The organism is Pseudomonas sp. MB-090624, from assembly GCF_003205245.1.
Classification (GTDB): domain Bacteria; phylum Pseudomonadota; class Gammaproteobacteria; order Pseudomonadales; family Pseudomonadaceae; genus Aquipseudomonas; species Aquipseudomonas juntendi.
Genome location: NZ_QJRK01000027.1, coordinates 76,428 through 90,056 on the forward strand (window position 1 = coordinate 76,428; position 13,629 = coordinate 90,056).

Consider the following 13,629-nt stretch of genomic DNA (forward strand, 5'->3'; position numbering starts at 1 on the left):
AACGCTGGCATGCTGGTTAACATGCTCGCCGTCCCGCTGTGCAGCGCTCGCTGCCGGTGTTTGCGTCTCAGTAGCTCAATTGGATAGAGCATCCCCCTCCTAAGGGGAAGGTTGCAGGTTCAATTCCTGCCTGGGACGCCATTTCCCCCTCTGTTTGCCTACCTCTCCAAAGCCCTGAGGCTTGCCGCCGATCAGGCCGTCATGGCCGGTAAAAATATACGCCGTTGGATCTCTTCCGGTCTCCCAGCGCCAGGCTTATGCTTGCCACTGACAGACATGATCTTGCCGCCTGCGGCAAACACATAATGTCGGCAGCCCCTTGATGGGCACGCAGTTGCTGGGCATCAGGGAGAGCGCATGAATCAGGAAACCAGGCCGGCGCCCGCCGGCTTCAGTGAGCAGCAGTTGCACACCTTGTTCGAGTTGGTCAGCGATGGCATCTGGGACTGGAACGCCAACACCGGCTACGTTTATCGCAACCCCGGTTGGTACGCCATGCTGGGCTATGCCAACCATTCCAAGGCCAACTCGGTATTCACCTGGGAAAGTGTGATCCATCCCGAAGACTACCCCCGGGTGATGGCGCATTTCGAGGCCTACATCGAGCAGCGCACCGAGCGTTACCTTATCGAGTACCGTTGCCGCTGCCAGGATGGCAGTTACCTGTGGATCGAGGACACTGGCTATATCATCGACCGCAACGCCGATGGCTCGGTGGCACGCATGCTCGGTGCGCACCGCAACATTGACGCTGGCAAGCGCCTGGTTGCGCAGCTGCAACAGAAGAACCAATCGCTGGAGAGCCTGGTTGCCGAACGCACCCGCGAACTGTCCTGGGTCAACCAGCAGTTGCAGCGCCAGCTGGATGAAAACCGCGAGCTGGCCGAACGCGATGCCCTGACCCGCGTCGCCAGTCGCTACCGGCTGGAAAAGGAGCTGCAACTGGAGTGTCAGCGCGCTCAGCGCTTTCGCCAGCCGTTGTCACTGATTGCCATGGACATGGATGATTTCAAGCCGATCAACGACCGCTATGGCCACGCGCAGGGTGACAGGGCATTGGTGCAGGTGGCGGAAAACCTGCGCAGCTGCCTGCGTGATTTTGACCTGTTGGCGCGTTGGGGGGGTGACGAGTTCATCATCGTGCTGCCGCAGACCGCCCTGAGCGAGGCGTTGGATGTGGCAACGCGCTTGCGCCAGGCCGTACAGCAGCTGGAGCCGGTAGGCGACTGCCGGTTGACCATGAGCTACGGCGTGGTGCAGCGGCGCGGCGGTGAGGACCAGGTCGAGCTGCTGGCGCGGGCGGACCAGGCGCTGTACCGGGCCAAGGGCAATGGCAAGAACGTCATAGCCGAGTAGCCTGTGCCGGCCCCGTGAGTAAAAAAAGACCCGCGGCGCCTCACGGCGCAGCGGGCCAAATCGGCCTTGGCCGCTTCAGTGTCAGATATGCAGGGCGTGCCCCAAGGCGCGCAGTGCCGCTTCCTGTACCGCCTCACCCAGTGTCGGGTGGGCATGGATGGTACCGGCCACATCCTCCAGGCATGCGCCCATCTCCAGCGACTGGGCAAACGCCGTGGACAGCTCGGAAACGGCCACGCCAACCGCCTGCCAACCCACGATCAAATGGTTGTCACGGCGCGCCACCACGCGCACGAAACCGCTTTTCGACTCCAGGCTCATGGCCCGGCCATTGGCGGCAAACGGGAACTGCGCGACGATGCAGTCCAGGCCCTGCTGGCTGGCCTGCTCCGGGGTTTTGCCGACTACCACCACTTCCGGGTCGGTGAAGCACACGGCGGCAATGGCTGCCGGCTCGAAACGGCGGGTTTTGCCGGCGATGATCTCGGCCACCATCTCGCCTTGGGCCATGGCCCGGTGCGCCAGCATCGGCTCGCCAGCCACGTCACCGATGGCCCAGACATTGTGCATGCTGGTCTGGCAGCGCTCGTCGATGGCGATGCCGGCGCCGTTCATCTTCAGGTCCAGGCATTCCAGGTTGAAGCCGCGGGTGCGTGGTCGGCGGCCGACCGCCACCAGTACCTGGTCAGCCTCCAGGCGCAACTGCCCACCCTGGCCATCATTGGCCAGCAGGCAGCCATCTCGGTAACCCTCGACGGTATGGCCCAGGTGCAGGGCGATGCCCAGCTTTTTCAGCAACTCGGCCACCGGTGCCGTCAGTTCAGTGTCGTAAGTCGGCAGAATGCGCTCGCGCGCTTCCACCACGCTGACCCGCGCGCCCAGTTTGCGATAGGCGATACCCAGCTCCAGGCCGATGTAACCACCGCCCACCACCACCAGGTGTTGGGGCAGGGCTTTGGGTGCCAGCGCTTCGGTGGAGGAAATGACCGCGCCACCCAGCGGCAGCATCGGCAGTTCAACGCTGCTGGAGCCGGTGGCCAGTAGCAGGTGTTCGCACTGGATACGTTGGCCATCGACCTCGACCTGCTTGCCGTCGAGCAGCTTGGCCCAGCCATGCACAACCTTGACTCCGTGTTTTTTCAGCAAGGCGGCGACCCCGGTTGTCAGGCGGTCGACGATCCCGTCCTTCCAGGCCACGCTCTGGCCGATGTCCAGGCGCGGCGAAGCCACGCTGATGCCCAGCGGTGAGGCTTCGGTGTAGCGGGTTGCCTGGTGGAACTGCTCGGCCACGTGGATCAGTGCCTTGGACGGGATGCAGCCGATGTTCAGGCAAGTGCCGCCCAGCGCCTGGCCCTCGACCAGCACCGTGGGTATGCCCAGTTGCCCGGCGCGGATGGCCGCGACATAGCCGCCAGGGCCGCCGCCGATGATCAGCAAGGTGGTTTGTAGGGTTTGTTGCATGATCACTCCACGAACAGGCAGGCAGGTTGTTCGAGCAGGCCACGCACGGCCTGGATGAACAGGGCGGCGTCCATGCCATCGACCACCCGGTGGTCGAACGAGCTGGACAGGTTCATCATCTTGCGCACGACGATCTGGCCGTCGATCACCACCGGCCGCTCGACCATGCGGTTGACGCCGACGATCGCCACCTCCGGCGTGTTGACCACGGGCGTGCTGACGATACCGCCCAGCGCTCCGAGGCTGGTCAGGGTGATGGTCGAACCGGACAGTTCTTCGCGGTTGGCCTTGTTGTTGCGCGCGGCATGGGCCAGGCGCGTGATCTCGCTGGCGTTGGCCCACAGGCTGCCTGCTTCGGCGTGGCGCAGCACCGGCACCATCAGCCCGTTGTCCCCTTGCGTGGCGATGCCGACATGCACCGCACCATGGCGGGTGATGACCTGCGCTTCGTCGTCGTAGGTCGCGTTGATCTGCGGGAAATCACGCAGCGCCACCACCAGCGCACGCACCAGGAACGGCAGCAGGGTGAGTTTGCCGCGGCTGTCGCCGTGCTTGCTGTTGAGTTGCTGGCGCAAGGCTTCGAGGGCCGTGACGTCGATTTCTTCCACGTAGCTGAAGTGCGCGACCCGGCGCTTGGCGTCCTGCATGCGCTGGGCAATCTTGCGGCGCAGGCCGATCACCGGCACCTGCTGGCTGTCGCTGCGCTTGGCATAGCCATTGGGCGCCTGCCCAGTGCTGCTTTGCGGCTTGCTCATGAAGGCGTCGAGGTCTTCGTGCAGAATGCGCCCGGCCGGGCCGCTGCCATGCACGTAGCGCAGTTCGATACCCGCATCCAGGGCGCGCTTGCGCACGGCGGGCGAAGCCAGCGGCTTGTCGCCCGGCTGACGCGGCACGATGGGCGCGGTTTCGTGGTTGGCCGGTGCCTGGCAGGCGGCCGGTTTCACGGGTTCCTGCGGCGCTGCCGGCGAAGCTGCAGGTTCCACCTGTTTGGCCTGCGGCACATCCACATGGTTACCGCTGCCTTCCACCTCGATGCGGATCAGCTCGCTGCCGACCGCCATCACTTCACCGGGTTGGCCGCCCAAGGCCAATACTTTGCCACTGACCGGCGAAGGGATTTCCACAGTTGCCTTGTCGGTCATGACATCGGCCACCACCTGGTCTTCGGCGATGGTGTCGCCGACCTTGACGAACCATTCCACCAACTCGACCTGCGCGATGCCTTCGCCAATGTCCGGCATCTTGATGACGTGCGTGCCCATTCAGACCTCCATGACCTTTTTCAGTGCCGCACCTACCCGCGAAGGCCCAGGGAAGTAAGCCCATTCCTGTGCGTGAGGGTAGGGGGTGTCCCAGCCGGTGACGCGCTCGATTGGCGCCTCCAGGTGGTGGAAGCAGTGCTCCTGCACCAGCGAAACCAGTTCGGCACCGAAGCCGCAGGTGCGGGTAGCCTCGTGCACTACCACGCAGCGGCCGGTTTTTTTCACCGACGCGACAATCGCTTCGAGGTCCAGCGGCCAGAGGCTGCGCAGGTCGATCACTTCGGCATCGACGCCGCTCTCTTCGGCTGCCACCTGGGCCACGTACACGGTGGTGCCGTACGTCAACACGGTCACGTCATTGCCTGGCCGGGCAATGGCGGCCTTGTCCAGCGGTACGCTGTAGTAGCCGTCGGGCACGGCACTGTGCGGGTGTTTCGACCAGGGTGTCACGGGGCGGTCGTGGTGGCCGTCGAACGGGCCGTTGTACAGGCGCTTGGGCTCCAGGAAAATCACCGGGTCGTCGCATTCGATCGAGGCGATCAGCAGGCCCTTGGCGTCGTACGGGTTCGATGGCATGACGGTACGCAGGCCGCACACCTGAGTGAACATGGCTTCCGGGCTCTGGCTGTGGGTCTGACCACCGTAAATGCCGCCGCCGCAGGGCATGCGCAGGGTCAGCGGGGCGATGAATTCACCGGCCGAGCGGTAACGCAGGCGGGCCATTTCGGAAACGATCTGGTCGGAGGCAGGGTAGAAGTAGTCGGCAAACTGGATTTCCACCACCGGGCGCAAACCGTAGGCGCCCATGCCTACCGCGGTGCCGACGATACCACTCTCGGAGATCGGCGCGTCGAATACGCGCGACTTGCCGTACTTGGCCTGCAGGCCCTCGGTGCAGCGGAACACACCGCCAAAGTAGCCGACGTCCTGGCCGTACACCACTACATTGTCGTCGCGTTCAAGCATGACATCCATGGCCGAGCGCAGGGCCTGGATCATGGTCATGGTGGTGGTGGCCATGGCGGTTTCCGGGTTGATGCTGTTGTTGTGGTCGTTCATGTCAAACCCCCAGTTCCTGGCGTTGGCGGCGCAGGTGGTCGGGCATTTCCTTGTACACGTCCTCGAACATCGAGGCAGCGCTCGGGATGTGACCGTTGGCCAGGGTGCCGTATTGCTCGGCCTCTTTCTGCGCGGCGATCACCGCCGCTTCGAATTCGGCGGTGGTGGCCTGGTGTTCTTCTTCGGACCAGTGGCCGATCTTGATCAGGTGCTGCTTGAGCCGGGCGATCGGGTCACCCAGCGGGAAGTGGCTCCAGTCATCGGCGGGGCGGTACTTGGACGGGTCGTCAGAGGTCGAGTGCGGGCCGGCGCGGTAGGTGACCCACTCGATCAGGCTGGGGCCCATGCCACGGCGCGCGCGTTCGGCGGCCCAGCGCGAGGCGGCATACACCGCGACGAAGTCGTTGCCATCGACCCTCAGCGAGGCGATGCCGCAGCCCACGCCACGGCCGGCGAAGGTGGTCGATTCGCCACCGGCAATGGCCTGGAAGGTCGAGATGGCCCACTGGTTGTTGACCACGTTGAGAATGACCGGCGCCCGGTACACGTGAGCGAAGGTCAGGGCGGTGTGGAAGTCCGACTCGGCGGTGGCGCCGTCGCCGATCCATGCCGAGGCGATCTTGGTATCGCCCTTGATCGCCGAGGCCATCGCCCAGCCGACGGCTTGCACGAACTGGGTGGCCAGGTTGCCGCTGATGGTGAAGAAGCCGGCCTCGCGTACCGAGTACATGATCGGCAGCTGGCGGCCCTTGAGCGGATCGCGCTCGTTGGACAGCAACTGGCAGATCATGTCCACCAGTGACACGTCGCGGGCCATCAGGATGCTTTGCTGGCGGTAGGTGGGGAAGCACATGTCGGTGCGGTTCAATGCCAGTGCCTGGCCGCTGCCGATGGCTTCCTCGCCCAGGCTCTGCATGTAGAAAGACATCTTCTTCTGGCGCTGGGCAACCACCATGCGGCTGTCGAACACCCGGGTCTTGAGCATGGCGCGCATGCCCTGGCGCAGGACCTGCGGGTCGATGTCTGCAGCCCACGGGCCCTGAGCGTTACCTTGCTCGTCAAGGACGCGGACCAGGCTGTAGGAAAGGTCGGCGGTGTCGGCAGCATCGACATCCACAGGGGGCTTGCGGGCTTGACCTGCGTCGTTCAGGCGCAGGTAGGAAAAATCGGTCTGGCAGCCTGGCCGGCCGGTGGGCTCGGGCACATGCAAACGCAGGGGGGCGTACTCGTTCATGCTTTTTACGCTCGCTCGGGTATTTGTTTTTGTGAGCTTTGAAGCGGCCGCCGCTGAGTGCCGGCTTGTGACTGGCAGGTCAGCGTCACCTACATCTTAGTGGCCCGGCAGGAGAATTTTTCTCTCAAGTTGATTGCCTTTGCCGTGCGCGGCAGATAAACATTCCGCATAACCAAAAAAAACCGGTGATTTTGTCTCATGCGCAAACTCGATCGTACCGATATCGGCATTCTCAACAGCCTGCAGGAGAACGCCCGCATCACCAACGCCGAGCTGGCACGCTCGGTGAACCTGTCGCCCACGCCCTGTTTCAATCGGGTGCGGGCCATGGAAGAGCTTGGCGTGATCCGGCAGCAGGTGACGTTGTTGTCCCCCGAAGTGCTGGGGCTGGATGTGAACGTGTTCATTCATGTCAGCCTGGAGAAACAGGTGGAGCAGTCGCTGCATCGCTTCGAGGAAGAAATCGCCGAGCGGCCCGAGGTGATGGAGTGCTACCTGATGACCGGTGACCCGGACTACCTGCTGCGGGTACTGCTGCCCAGCATCCAGGCGCTGGAGCGGTTTCTCGATTACCTGACCCGGTTGCCGGGTGTGGCCAATATTCGCTCGAGTTTTGCCCTGAAGCAGGTGCGCTATAAAACCGCCCTGCCGCTGCCAGCCAATGGCATGACCTTACGCGAGTGAGCCATGCAGCGCCGTTGGCGTGGGAACTGTTGAACTGCGAATTCATCGAAGGCTAGGTCGCCAGCAACCGTGCCAGCAGCGCGTGCTGGCAGTACCAGCCTGATCGCGACACCACCTGCACCGGACACGCCGCCATGGCGGCAAATCGCTCAAAGGGGGCCTGCGCCGAGCGGGTTTTGCCCTTATGCTGCTAGCAGCCCGCCACCTGACCAGGGAGCTCCTCGGTACCTATGCGAAATGTATGGAAGCCGTTTCAGTCGTTGTATTTCGCCGCGCTGATGATGTTGATCGGCTCGGGTCTGCTCAGTACCTACCTCGCCTTGCGCCTGGCTGCCGACCACGTCGACAGCCTGTGGGTAGGTGCCTTGATGGCGGCCAACTACTTTGGCCTGGCAGTGGGCGGCAAGGTCGGCCACCGGCTGATCGGTCGGGTCGGGCACATACGCGCTTATGCCACCTGCGCCGGCATCGTTGGCGCGGCGGTGCTCGGCCATGGCCTGACCGACTGGCTGCCGGCGTGGGTCGGCCTGCGCATGATTGTTGGCCTGGGCATGATGTGCCAGTACATGGTCATCGAGAGTTGGCTCAACGAGCAGGCGGATGTGAAGCACCGCGGCGCGGTGTTCAGCGGGTACATGATTGCCTCGTACCTGGGCCTGGTGCTCGGCCAGCTGATTTTGGTGGTGCACCCGGCGCTAGGCCCGGAACTGCTGATGCTGGTGGCTATGTGCTTTGCCCTGTGCCTGGTGCCGGTGGCCATGACCCGGCGTATTCACCCGGCACCCTTGCGCCCGGCCCCGATGGAGCCGAAGTTCTTCATCAAGCGCGTGCCGCAGTCGCTCAGCACCGTGCTCGGCTCGGGGCTGATCGTGGGTTCGTTCTACGGCCTGGCGCCGTTGTATGCCTCCAGCCAGGGCATGAGCACGGAGCAGATCGGTCTGTTCATGGGTAGCTGCATCTTTGCCGGCCTGCTGGTGCAGTGGCCGCTGGGTTGGTTGTCCGACCGTTACGACCGGGCGGTACTGATCCGCAGCGTGGCGGTGGGCCTGGCGCTGGCGGCAGCGCCGTTGGCGGTACTGCCCAGCGTGCCGCTGGAGTTGCTGTTCGGCATCGGCTTCGTGATTTCGCTGTTGCAGTTCTGTCTGTATCCGCTGGCGGTGGCGTTTTCCAACGACCACGTGGAAAGTGAGCGGCGGGTGTCGTTGACCGCGATGCTGCTGGTGACTTACGGCGTTGGCGCCTGTATCGGGCCATTGGCGGCTGGCGTGCTGATGAAGGTGCTGGGCGCGCAGATGCTGTATGCCTTCTTCGTGTTCTTTGCGCTGGTGCTGGTGTGGCGCATCCGGCCGAAGGCGGTTACCGGCTTGCACCAGGTGCAGGACGCACCGCTTGGTCACGTGGCGATGCCGGCGGCCGGTTCGCCATTGTCGGCGGCCTTGGACCCGCGCGTGGATGAGCAGACCGTGCAGGATGTAATGCAGGCGCCGGTGGCGGCAGAGGATACCGAGGCGGAAGAGAAGGGGGCCGAGCAACAGGCGCCCGAGGCTGAAGACGCGAGCAAGTCAGTGTAAGCCTGTGCCGGCCTCTTCGCGGGCTCGCCCGCTCCCACAGGTTCTGCACAGCCTTCGAGGCTGGCGATGACCCTGTGGGAGCGGGCAAGCCCGCGAAGGGGTCAGCACTGGAGAAACACAAACGCAAACGCCACCTCGAACGGTGGCGTTTCGCTGACGCTGGGCTAGTTGTCCGAGCAACAGGCGCCCGAGGCTGAAGACGCGAGCAAGTCAGTGTAAGCCTGTGCCGGCCTCTTCGCGGGCTTGCCCGCTCCCACAGGTACTGCACAGCCCTCGAGGCTGGCGATGACCCTGTGGGAGCGGGCGAGCCCGCGAAGGGGCCAGCACTGGAGAAACACAAACGAGAACGCCACCTCGAACGGTGGCGTTTCTGCTTCAACCAGCCGACGGTCAGTAGTCGTCTTTGTCGAACCGCCGCGCCTCACGCTGCAGCTGGTACACGAAACTCTCGACCTTGCGCTGTGCCGGGCCGCTGAGGTTGTGGAAGCGTACGCCGGCAAAGGTGGTGTTGATGCGCTCTTCATAATGCAGGTGGCGCAGCTCGACCATGGTGTCGACCAGGCCCAGCGGGTTACCCGCCTTGAAGCGCTCATACACCTGGCCCAGTTGCAGGCGGCTTTCGACATCGCCCTCGAAGCGCAGTTTGCAGCCGGTGGCGGAGATGTCCAGCAGCTTGCCGCGCAGGGCACCGTTGCCTTTGAGGTGGGTCCCGTCAAGGATCACGTCGACCAGTTGCGACAGCTTCAGCGCGGCGCGGAAGGCATTGCGGCGCTGGTGGTAGGTCATCTCGACTGGCATGGGGCCGCTGTAGCAGCGGTGGCCGTTGACTTCGCTGATCTTCAGTGCGTGGTTGCATTCCCAGGCAATACGCACGCCGTCGTGGAAGCCTTCGACACGGAAGTGTTCACCGCTCTCGATGAACTTCTCGCCGTCACGGGGGATCATTTCATCCAGCGCCAGGGTATTGCTTTCACGGTCCACGTGCGTCACGTAGCTCTGGAAGCGGTGGCTGCGGTCATGGAAGGTGATGATCAGCGGGTCGTGGCTTTCTTGCAGTTGCCGCAAGTTGGCCGCAATCTCCAAAGGGGTGCTCAGCACCTTTGGCGGTTGCGGGGCATCTGATTCATTGAACACGGCTTATCGTTCTCCAGGCAAAAGCGACTCACGCAAGTAACGGCATTTTGCCAGTATGTTCCGTGCCTTGATAGAAAAATCAGACTTGGCTGAGGGCGCGTGGCTTGCTCAGCAGCGACGTGCCGCCACGGCTATTGTACAGCGACGGTGAATCACCGCCTTGAAGGATGCGGATCTGGTTATTGGTGACGTGTTGCTGCACCTGGATGATACGGCCATTGGTCTCATTGACTTGCTGGCAGGCTTGCATCAGCTGGCTAATGACGTCGAGTTGCTGCAGTAGCAATGCACCATTTGGCGATTGAGCGGCAACGGCCTCGACCCCTGCGCGATCGGCGCTAAGGCCTAGGCTGGTGAGCAGGTTGCCGCGACGGATCCCTTGCTGCTCGAGCAGCACGATCAAAGACTGCTTGCGCGCCAAGATGCTCTCCAGTGGCGACATGTCGCGACCATGCAAAGCAACGGCTTCTTTCTGCAGGAGCTCAAGCAGTTCCTGCAGCGGGGCAATGTCATCTTCGATCAGTTGCAGCAATGTGGTGTCGTGCATGGCTAACTCTTGGCTTTTCTAGCGTCCGTGAAGTCAGCGCGCCGCTCGGTCAGCGCTGGGCTTCGAAATCAAGCAGTTTGCTGGCGACCCGGCCGGCATCGACCTGGTAGCTGCCGTCGGCGATAGCCTGTTTCAACTGAGCCACACGGGCGCTGTTGACCACCGGTTCGTCGCGCAGCTTGTCGCTGATCTTCTGCAACTGCTGGGCCTCTTGGCTGAGGTGTACCGCTTCTCCGCTGGCGCCGGTGTCTTTCACCGCTTCCTGGCTGGCTGCCGGTTTTTCGGCGCTGCCGGTGGCGCTGTTACCGCGCACGCCGCCCGTGACGGACGGAGAGTTATTCAAACGACTGAAGTCGATGACCATGATCAGAAACCTCTGGGTATTTGGACGCTTGCCTTGTTTTCGGCCAACCCGATAGAAACTTTAGGCACAAATGCGTTGCCGCCTGTCAGCAAGCTCGCCACCCGTTTTCTGACACAGTTTAGGAAATGCGGTTCCGCACCGCCAGCGCCTTCTGGCGATTGGTCTACATGCTGACCTCGACCTGGCCAGGGCCGGTGACCCTGGCCTTGACCACCCGTTTCGAATTGAGGTTGCGTACCCTTATCTGCTCGCTGAGGCCGCCCTTGCTCAGGGCTTCGCCTGGCATGCGCACGCTCAGGCTGCCGGTGCGCGCCACGATGACCACCTGATCACCCTTGCGCACCACCTCGGCCTGCTCTAGGTGCTGCGGGGTGAGCACCTGGTCGATCACCGTGGGGCGCAGCATCTTCATGCCCACGGCTTGGTCCAGTTCGCTGAGGAAGCCCTGGCCCAGGGTGCCGACATCCCGTTCGCGCAGGGCCACGTCGCCTTCACCAACGACGTTGTCACGCTTGAGCGGGCGGGTTACCACCACCACGTCGCGGAACAGCCGCACCGTGGCGGGAACGAATACCGTCCACGGCGCGGCGCCGTTGCAGCGCACCCGTACGGTCACCCGGCCCAGTGGCTGCGCGGGGCTTTCCAGCGAGGCGTCCAGTTGCTGGCTGCACAACGGCATGCGCAGGCGCGGGTCCAGCGAGCTGACCTCGATTTCATAGCGGCCGGCGGTCTGGGTGCTGGCCAGATAATCTTCGACGGTAAATTCAAGAAACCCTTGGGTGACACCGATAAGCTGTTCAGGCAAGGTGAACGCGTCCGCTAGCGTGCGAACGCCGGGCATCAGCAGGCACAGCGTGGCCAGCGAGCCAGTCAGCAGGCGCGTCAATCGTCGGAAAAATGTCGTTTTCGTGTACATGACGCTCAAAAAAGCAAAGCCCGTGCCGACTCACTGTTCGAGTTGCAACGTAAGGCTGAAATGTTAAGGAGTCTGGCATGGCGGGTGTGATGGATTCGGTCAACCAGCGCACGCAGCTGGTGGGGCAGAATCGCCTGGAGTTGCTGCTGTTCCGCCTCAATGGCGAACAGCTTTACGGCATCAACGTATTCAAGGTCAGGGAAGTGCTGCAATGCCCTGCGCTGACCCTGCTGCCCAAGGCGCACCCGGTGGTGCGTGGGGTGGCCAACATTCGTGGGGCGACCATCCCGATCCTCGACTTGTCGATGGCGACCGGGCTGCGACCGCTGCAGGAAGACACGCGCAAGAGTTTCGTGATCATCACCGAGTACAACACCAAGACCCAGGGCTTTCTGGTGCATTCGGTCGAACGCATCGTCAACATGAACTGGGAAGAGATCCACCCACCACCCAAGGGCACCGGCCGGGACCACTACCTGACCGCCGTCACCCGGGTGGATAACCGCATGGTCGAGATCATCGACGTGGAGAAAGTGCTGGCCGAGGTGGCACCTTCTTCCGAATCGGTATCGGCCGGGGTGGTCGATGCCGAGGTGCAGGACAAGGCTGTGCTGCTGCGGGTGCTGACCGTCGACGATTCGTCGGTGGCACGCAAGCAGGTCAGCCGCTGCCTGCAGACCGTCGGGGTGGAAGTGGTGGCGCTCAATGACGGCCGCCAGGCCTTGAACTACCTGCGCCAGCTGGTGGAGGAGGGCAAGAAGCCGGAAGAGGAGTTTCTGATGATGATCTCCGACATTGAAATGCCGGAAATGGACGGCTATACGCTTACCGCGGAAATTCGTAGTGACCCGCGCATGCAAAAACTGCACATCTGCCTGCATACTTCGCTTTCCGGGGTGTTCAACCAGGCGATGGTCAAGAAGGTCGGCGCTGATGACTTCCTGGCCAAGTTCAAGCCGGACGACCTGGCCCAGCGGGTGGTCGACCGGATCAAGGCAGCGCATTGAAGCAGCCGGGGCTAGCCCTGGCACCAGTGATTGAAAAGAGGCGGCAGTAGTGTCTACGGGTAATTTGGATTTCGAACAGTTCCGGGTCTTCCTGGAGAAAGCCTGTGGCATCCTGCTGGGGGAAAATAAGCAGTACCTGGTTTCCAGCCGTCTCAACAAGCTGATGGAGCAACAGGGCATCAAGAGCCTGGGTGAGCTGGTGCAGCGCATCCAGACCCAGCCGCGCGGCGGCCTGCGCGAGCAGGTGGTCGATGCCATGACCACCAACGAGACCTTGTGGTTTCGCGACACCTATCCGTTCGAAGTGCTGAAGAACAAGGTTATCCCCGAGTTCATTCGCAACAACCCTGGGCAGCGGCTGCGCATGTGGTCCGCTGCCTGCTCGTCGGGCCAGGAGCCGTATTCCATCTCGATGGCCATTGACGAGTTCGAGCGCAGCAACCTCGGCCAGCTGAAGATGGGTGCGCAAATCGTGGCTACCGACCTCTCCGGTACCATGCTGACCAACTGCAAGACCGGTGAGTACGATAGCCTGGCGATTGCCCGCGGTTTGTCCCAGGAGCGCCTGCAGCGTTATTTCGACCCCAAGGGGCCTGGGCGCTGGGCGGTCAAGCCGGCGATCCGCAGCCGCGTCGAGTTTCGTGCCTTCAACCTGCTCGACAGCTATGCCAGCCTGGGCAAGTTCGACATCGTGTTCTGCCGCAACGTGTTGATCTACTTCTCGGCGCAGGTGAAGCGCGACATCCTGCTGCGTATTCACAGCACGCTGAAGCCGGGTGGCTACTTGTTCCTCGGTGCCTCGGAGGCGTTGAACGGGTTGCCGGACCATTACCAGATGGTGCAGTGCAGCCCGGGGATCATCTACCAGGCCAAGTAAGCAGAAGGCCGGCGGCGAAAGTTGCCGGCCTTTTTGTTGTGCGCCAGGCATGGCGCGTTGCGCGTTAGCGCAACCCGTTTGGTTGCGGTAGCCGAGCGGGTGACTTGGAGGTGAAAGTCCTCTACACACCCGGCAAGGGGAAGTGTTAGCCAGAGGC

13 protein-coding genes and 1 tRNA gene are annotated in these 13,629 nt (G+C 62.9%); 6 read left to right on the forward strand and 8 right to left on the reverse strand.

Going from position 1 to position 13,629, the window contains the following annotated elements:
- Nucleotides 1–64: 64 nt before the first annotated feature.
- Together DMX12_RS16420 and DMX12_RS16425 are read left to right on the forward strand one after the other, a co-directional pair.
- Nucleotides 65–141, forward strand: a tRNA-Arg gene (locus DMX12_RS16420).
- A 216-nt stretch (nucleotides 142–357) separates the two neighbouring features.
- Nucleotides 358–1,356: a sensor domain-containing diguanylate cyclase gene (locus tag DMX12_RS16425; RefSeq protein ID WP_110678703.1), complete on the forward strand. Its 999-nt coding sequence runs from the start codon at nucleotides 358–360 to the stop codon at nucleotides 1,354–1,356.
- A gap of 81 nt (nucleotides 1,357–1,437) precedes the next feature.
- On the opposite strand, the gene lpdA is transcribed toward DMX12_RS16425, so the two are convergent.
- The 4 genes from lpdA to DMX12_RS16445 are packed head-to-tail and all read right to left on the reverse strand — an operon-like array spanning nucleotide 1,438 to nucleotide 6,372.
- A complete protein-coding gene (lpdA, locus tag DMX12_RS16430; protein ID WP_110678705.1) occupies nucleotides 1,438–2,817 on the reverse strand; it encodes a dihydrolipoyl dehydrogenase in 1,380 nt (459 codons plus the stop codon).
- A 2-nt stretch (nucleotides 2,818–2,819) separates the two neighbouring features.
- The gene (locus DMX12_RS16435) at nucleotides 2,820–4,079 is read right to left on the reverse strand and encodes a dihydrolipoamide acetyltransferase family protein (protein ID WP_110678707.1); all 1,260 of its coding nucleotides are present in this window, start codon (nucleotides 4,077–4,079) and stop codon (nucleotides 2,820–2,822) included.
- The gene (locus DMX12_RS16440; protein WP_110678709.1) at nucleotides 4,080–5,138 is read right to left on the reverse strand and encodes an alpha-ketoacid dehydrogenase subunit beta; all 1,059 of its coding nucleotides are present in this window, start codon (nucleotides 5,136–5,138) and stop codon (nucleotides 4,080–4,082) included.
- A gap of 1 nt (nucleotide 5,139) precedes the next feature.
- A complete protein-coding gene (locus DMX12_RS16445) occupies nucleotides 5,140–6,372 on the reverse strand; it encodes a 3-methyl-2-oxobutanoate dehydrogenase (2-methylpropanoyl-transferring) subunit alpha (protein ID WP_029887003.1) in 1,233 nt (410 codons plus the stop codon).
- 198 nt (nucleotides 6,373–6,570) lie between these two features.
- Here DMX12_RS16445 and bkdR point away from each other — a divergent pair, with 198 nt between their 5' ends.
- Both bkdR and DMX12_RS16455 read left to right on the forward strand, forming a co-directional pair.
- Nucleotides 6,571–7,056: a Bkd operon transcriptional regulator BkdR gene (gene bkdR, locus DMX12_RS16450; RefSeq protein WP_003254485.1), complete on the forward strand. Its 486-nt coding sequence runs from the start codon at nucleotides 6,571–6,573 to the stop codon at nucleotides 7,054–7,056.
- Nucleotides 7,057–7,286: 230 nt separating this feature from the next.
- Entirely contained in the window at nucleotides 7,287–8,627 is a 1,341-nt protein-coding gene (locus DMX12_RS16455) for an MFS transporter (RefSeq protein WP_054904782.1), read from the forward strand.
- A gap of 390 nt (nucleotides 8,628–9,017) precedes the next feature.
- On the opposite strand, the gene DMX12_RS16470 is transcribed toward DMX12_RS16455, so the two are convergent.
- From DMX12_RS16470 to flgA, 4 genes are all read right to left on the reverse strand, one after another.
- Nucleotides 9,018–9,761, reverse strand: coding sequence for a flagellar brake protein (locus DMX12_RS16470; RefSeq protein ID WP_110678711.1), 744 nt, complete (start codon nucleotides 9,759–9,761; stop codon nucleotides 9,018–9,020).
- A 79-nt stretch (nucleotides 9,762–9,840) separates the two neighbouring features.
- Nucleotides 9,841–10,308, reverse strand: a complete 468-nt coding sequence (locus tag DMX12_RS16475) for a flagella synthesis protein FlgN (RefSeq protein WP_054913401.1) — start codon at nucleotides 10,306–10,308, stop codon at nucleotides 9,841–9,843.
- A 49-nt stretch (nucleotides 10,309–10,357) separates the two neighbouring features.
- Entirely contained in the window at nucleotides 10,358–10,672 is a 315-nt protein-coding gene (gene flgM / locus DMX12_RS16480; protein ID WP_009684251.1) for a flagellar biosynthesis anti-sigma factor FlgM, read from the reverse strand.
- 163 nt (nucleotides 10,673–10,835) lie between these two features.
- Nucleotides 10,836–11,588: a flagellar basal body P-ring formation chaperone FlgA gene (flgA, locus tag DMX12_RS16485; protein ID WP_054913400.1), complete on the reverse strand. Its 753-nt coding sequence runs from the start codon at nucleotides 11,586–11,588 to the stop codon at nucleotides 10,836–10,838.
- Nucleotides 11,589–11,665: 77 nt separating this feature from the next.
- Between flgA and DMX12_RS16490 the strand changes: the two genes are divergently transcribed.
- Together DMX12_RS16490 and cheR are read left to right on the forward strand one after the other, a co-directional pair.
- On the forward strand, nucleotides 11,666–12,595 hold the full coding sequence (locus DMX12_RS16490) for a chemotaxis protein CheV (protein ID WP_009684249.1): 930 nt from the start codon (nucleotides 11,666–11,668) through the stop codon (nucleotides 12,593–12,595).
- Nucleotides 12,596–12,644: 49 nt separating this feature from the next.
- Nucleotides 12,645–13,472 (forward strand): protein-glutamate O-methyltransferase CheR, encoded by an 828-nt coding sequence (gene cheR, locus DMX12_RS16495; RefSeq protein WP_009684248.1) that lies wholly within the window; start codon nucleotides 12,645–12,647, stop codon nucleotides 13,470–13,472.
- Nucleotides 13,473–13,629: the final 157 nt, after the last annotated feature.

Excerpts from the sequence above, each read along its gene's own strand:
- DMX12_RS16425 (WP_110678703.1), top strand. The coding sequence starts at position 358 with ATGAATCAGGAAACCAGGCCGGCGCCCGCCGGCTTCAGTGAGCAGCAG.
- DMX12_RS16435 (WP_110678707.1), bottom strand. The coding sequence starts at position 4,079 with ATGGGCACGCACGTCATCAAGATGCCGGACATTGGCGAAGGCATCGCG.
- DMX12_RS16490 (WP_009684249.1), top strand. The coding sequence starts at position 11,666 with ATGGCGGGTGTGATGGATTCGGTCAACCAGCGCACGCAGCTGGTGGGG.
- flgM (WP_009684251.1), bottom strand. The coding sequence starts at position 10,672 with ATGGTCATCGACTTCAGTCGTTTGAATAACTCTCCGTCCGTCACGGGC.
- flgA (WP_054913400.1), bottom strand. The coding sequence starts at position 11,588 with ATGTACACGAAAACGACATTTTTCCGACGATTGACGCGCCTGCTGACT.
- DMX12_RS16445 (WP_029887003.1), bottom strand. The coding sequence starts at position 6,372 with ATGAACGAGTACGCCCCCCTGCGTTTGCATGTGCCCGAGCCCACCGGC.
- DMX12_RS16455 (WP_054904782.1), top strand. The coding sequence starts at position 7,287 with ATGCGAAATGTATGGAAGCCGTTTCAGTCGTTGTATTTCGCCGCGCTG.
- DMX12_RS16440 (WP_110678709.1), bottom strand. The coding sequence starts at position 5,138 with ATGAACGACCACAACAACAGCATCAACCCGGAAACCGCCATGGCCACC.
- bkdR (WP_003254485.1), top strand. The coding sequence starts at position 6,571 with ATGCGCAAACTCGATCGTACCGATATCGGCATTCTCAACAGCCTGCAG.
- lpdA (WP_110678705.1), bottom strand. The coding sequence starts at position 2,817 with ATGCAACAAACCCTACAAACCACCTTGCTGATCATCGGCGGCGGCCCT.
- DMX12_RS16475 (WP_054913401.1), bottom strand. The coding sequence starts at position 10,308 with ATGCACGACACCACATTGCTGCAACTGATCGAAGATGACATTGCCCCG.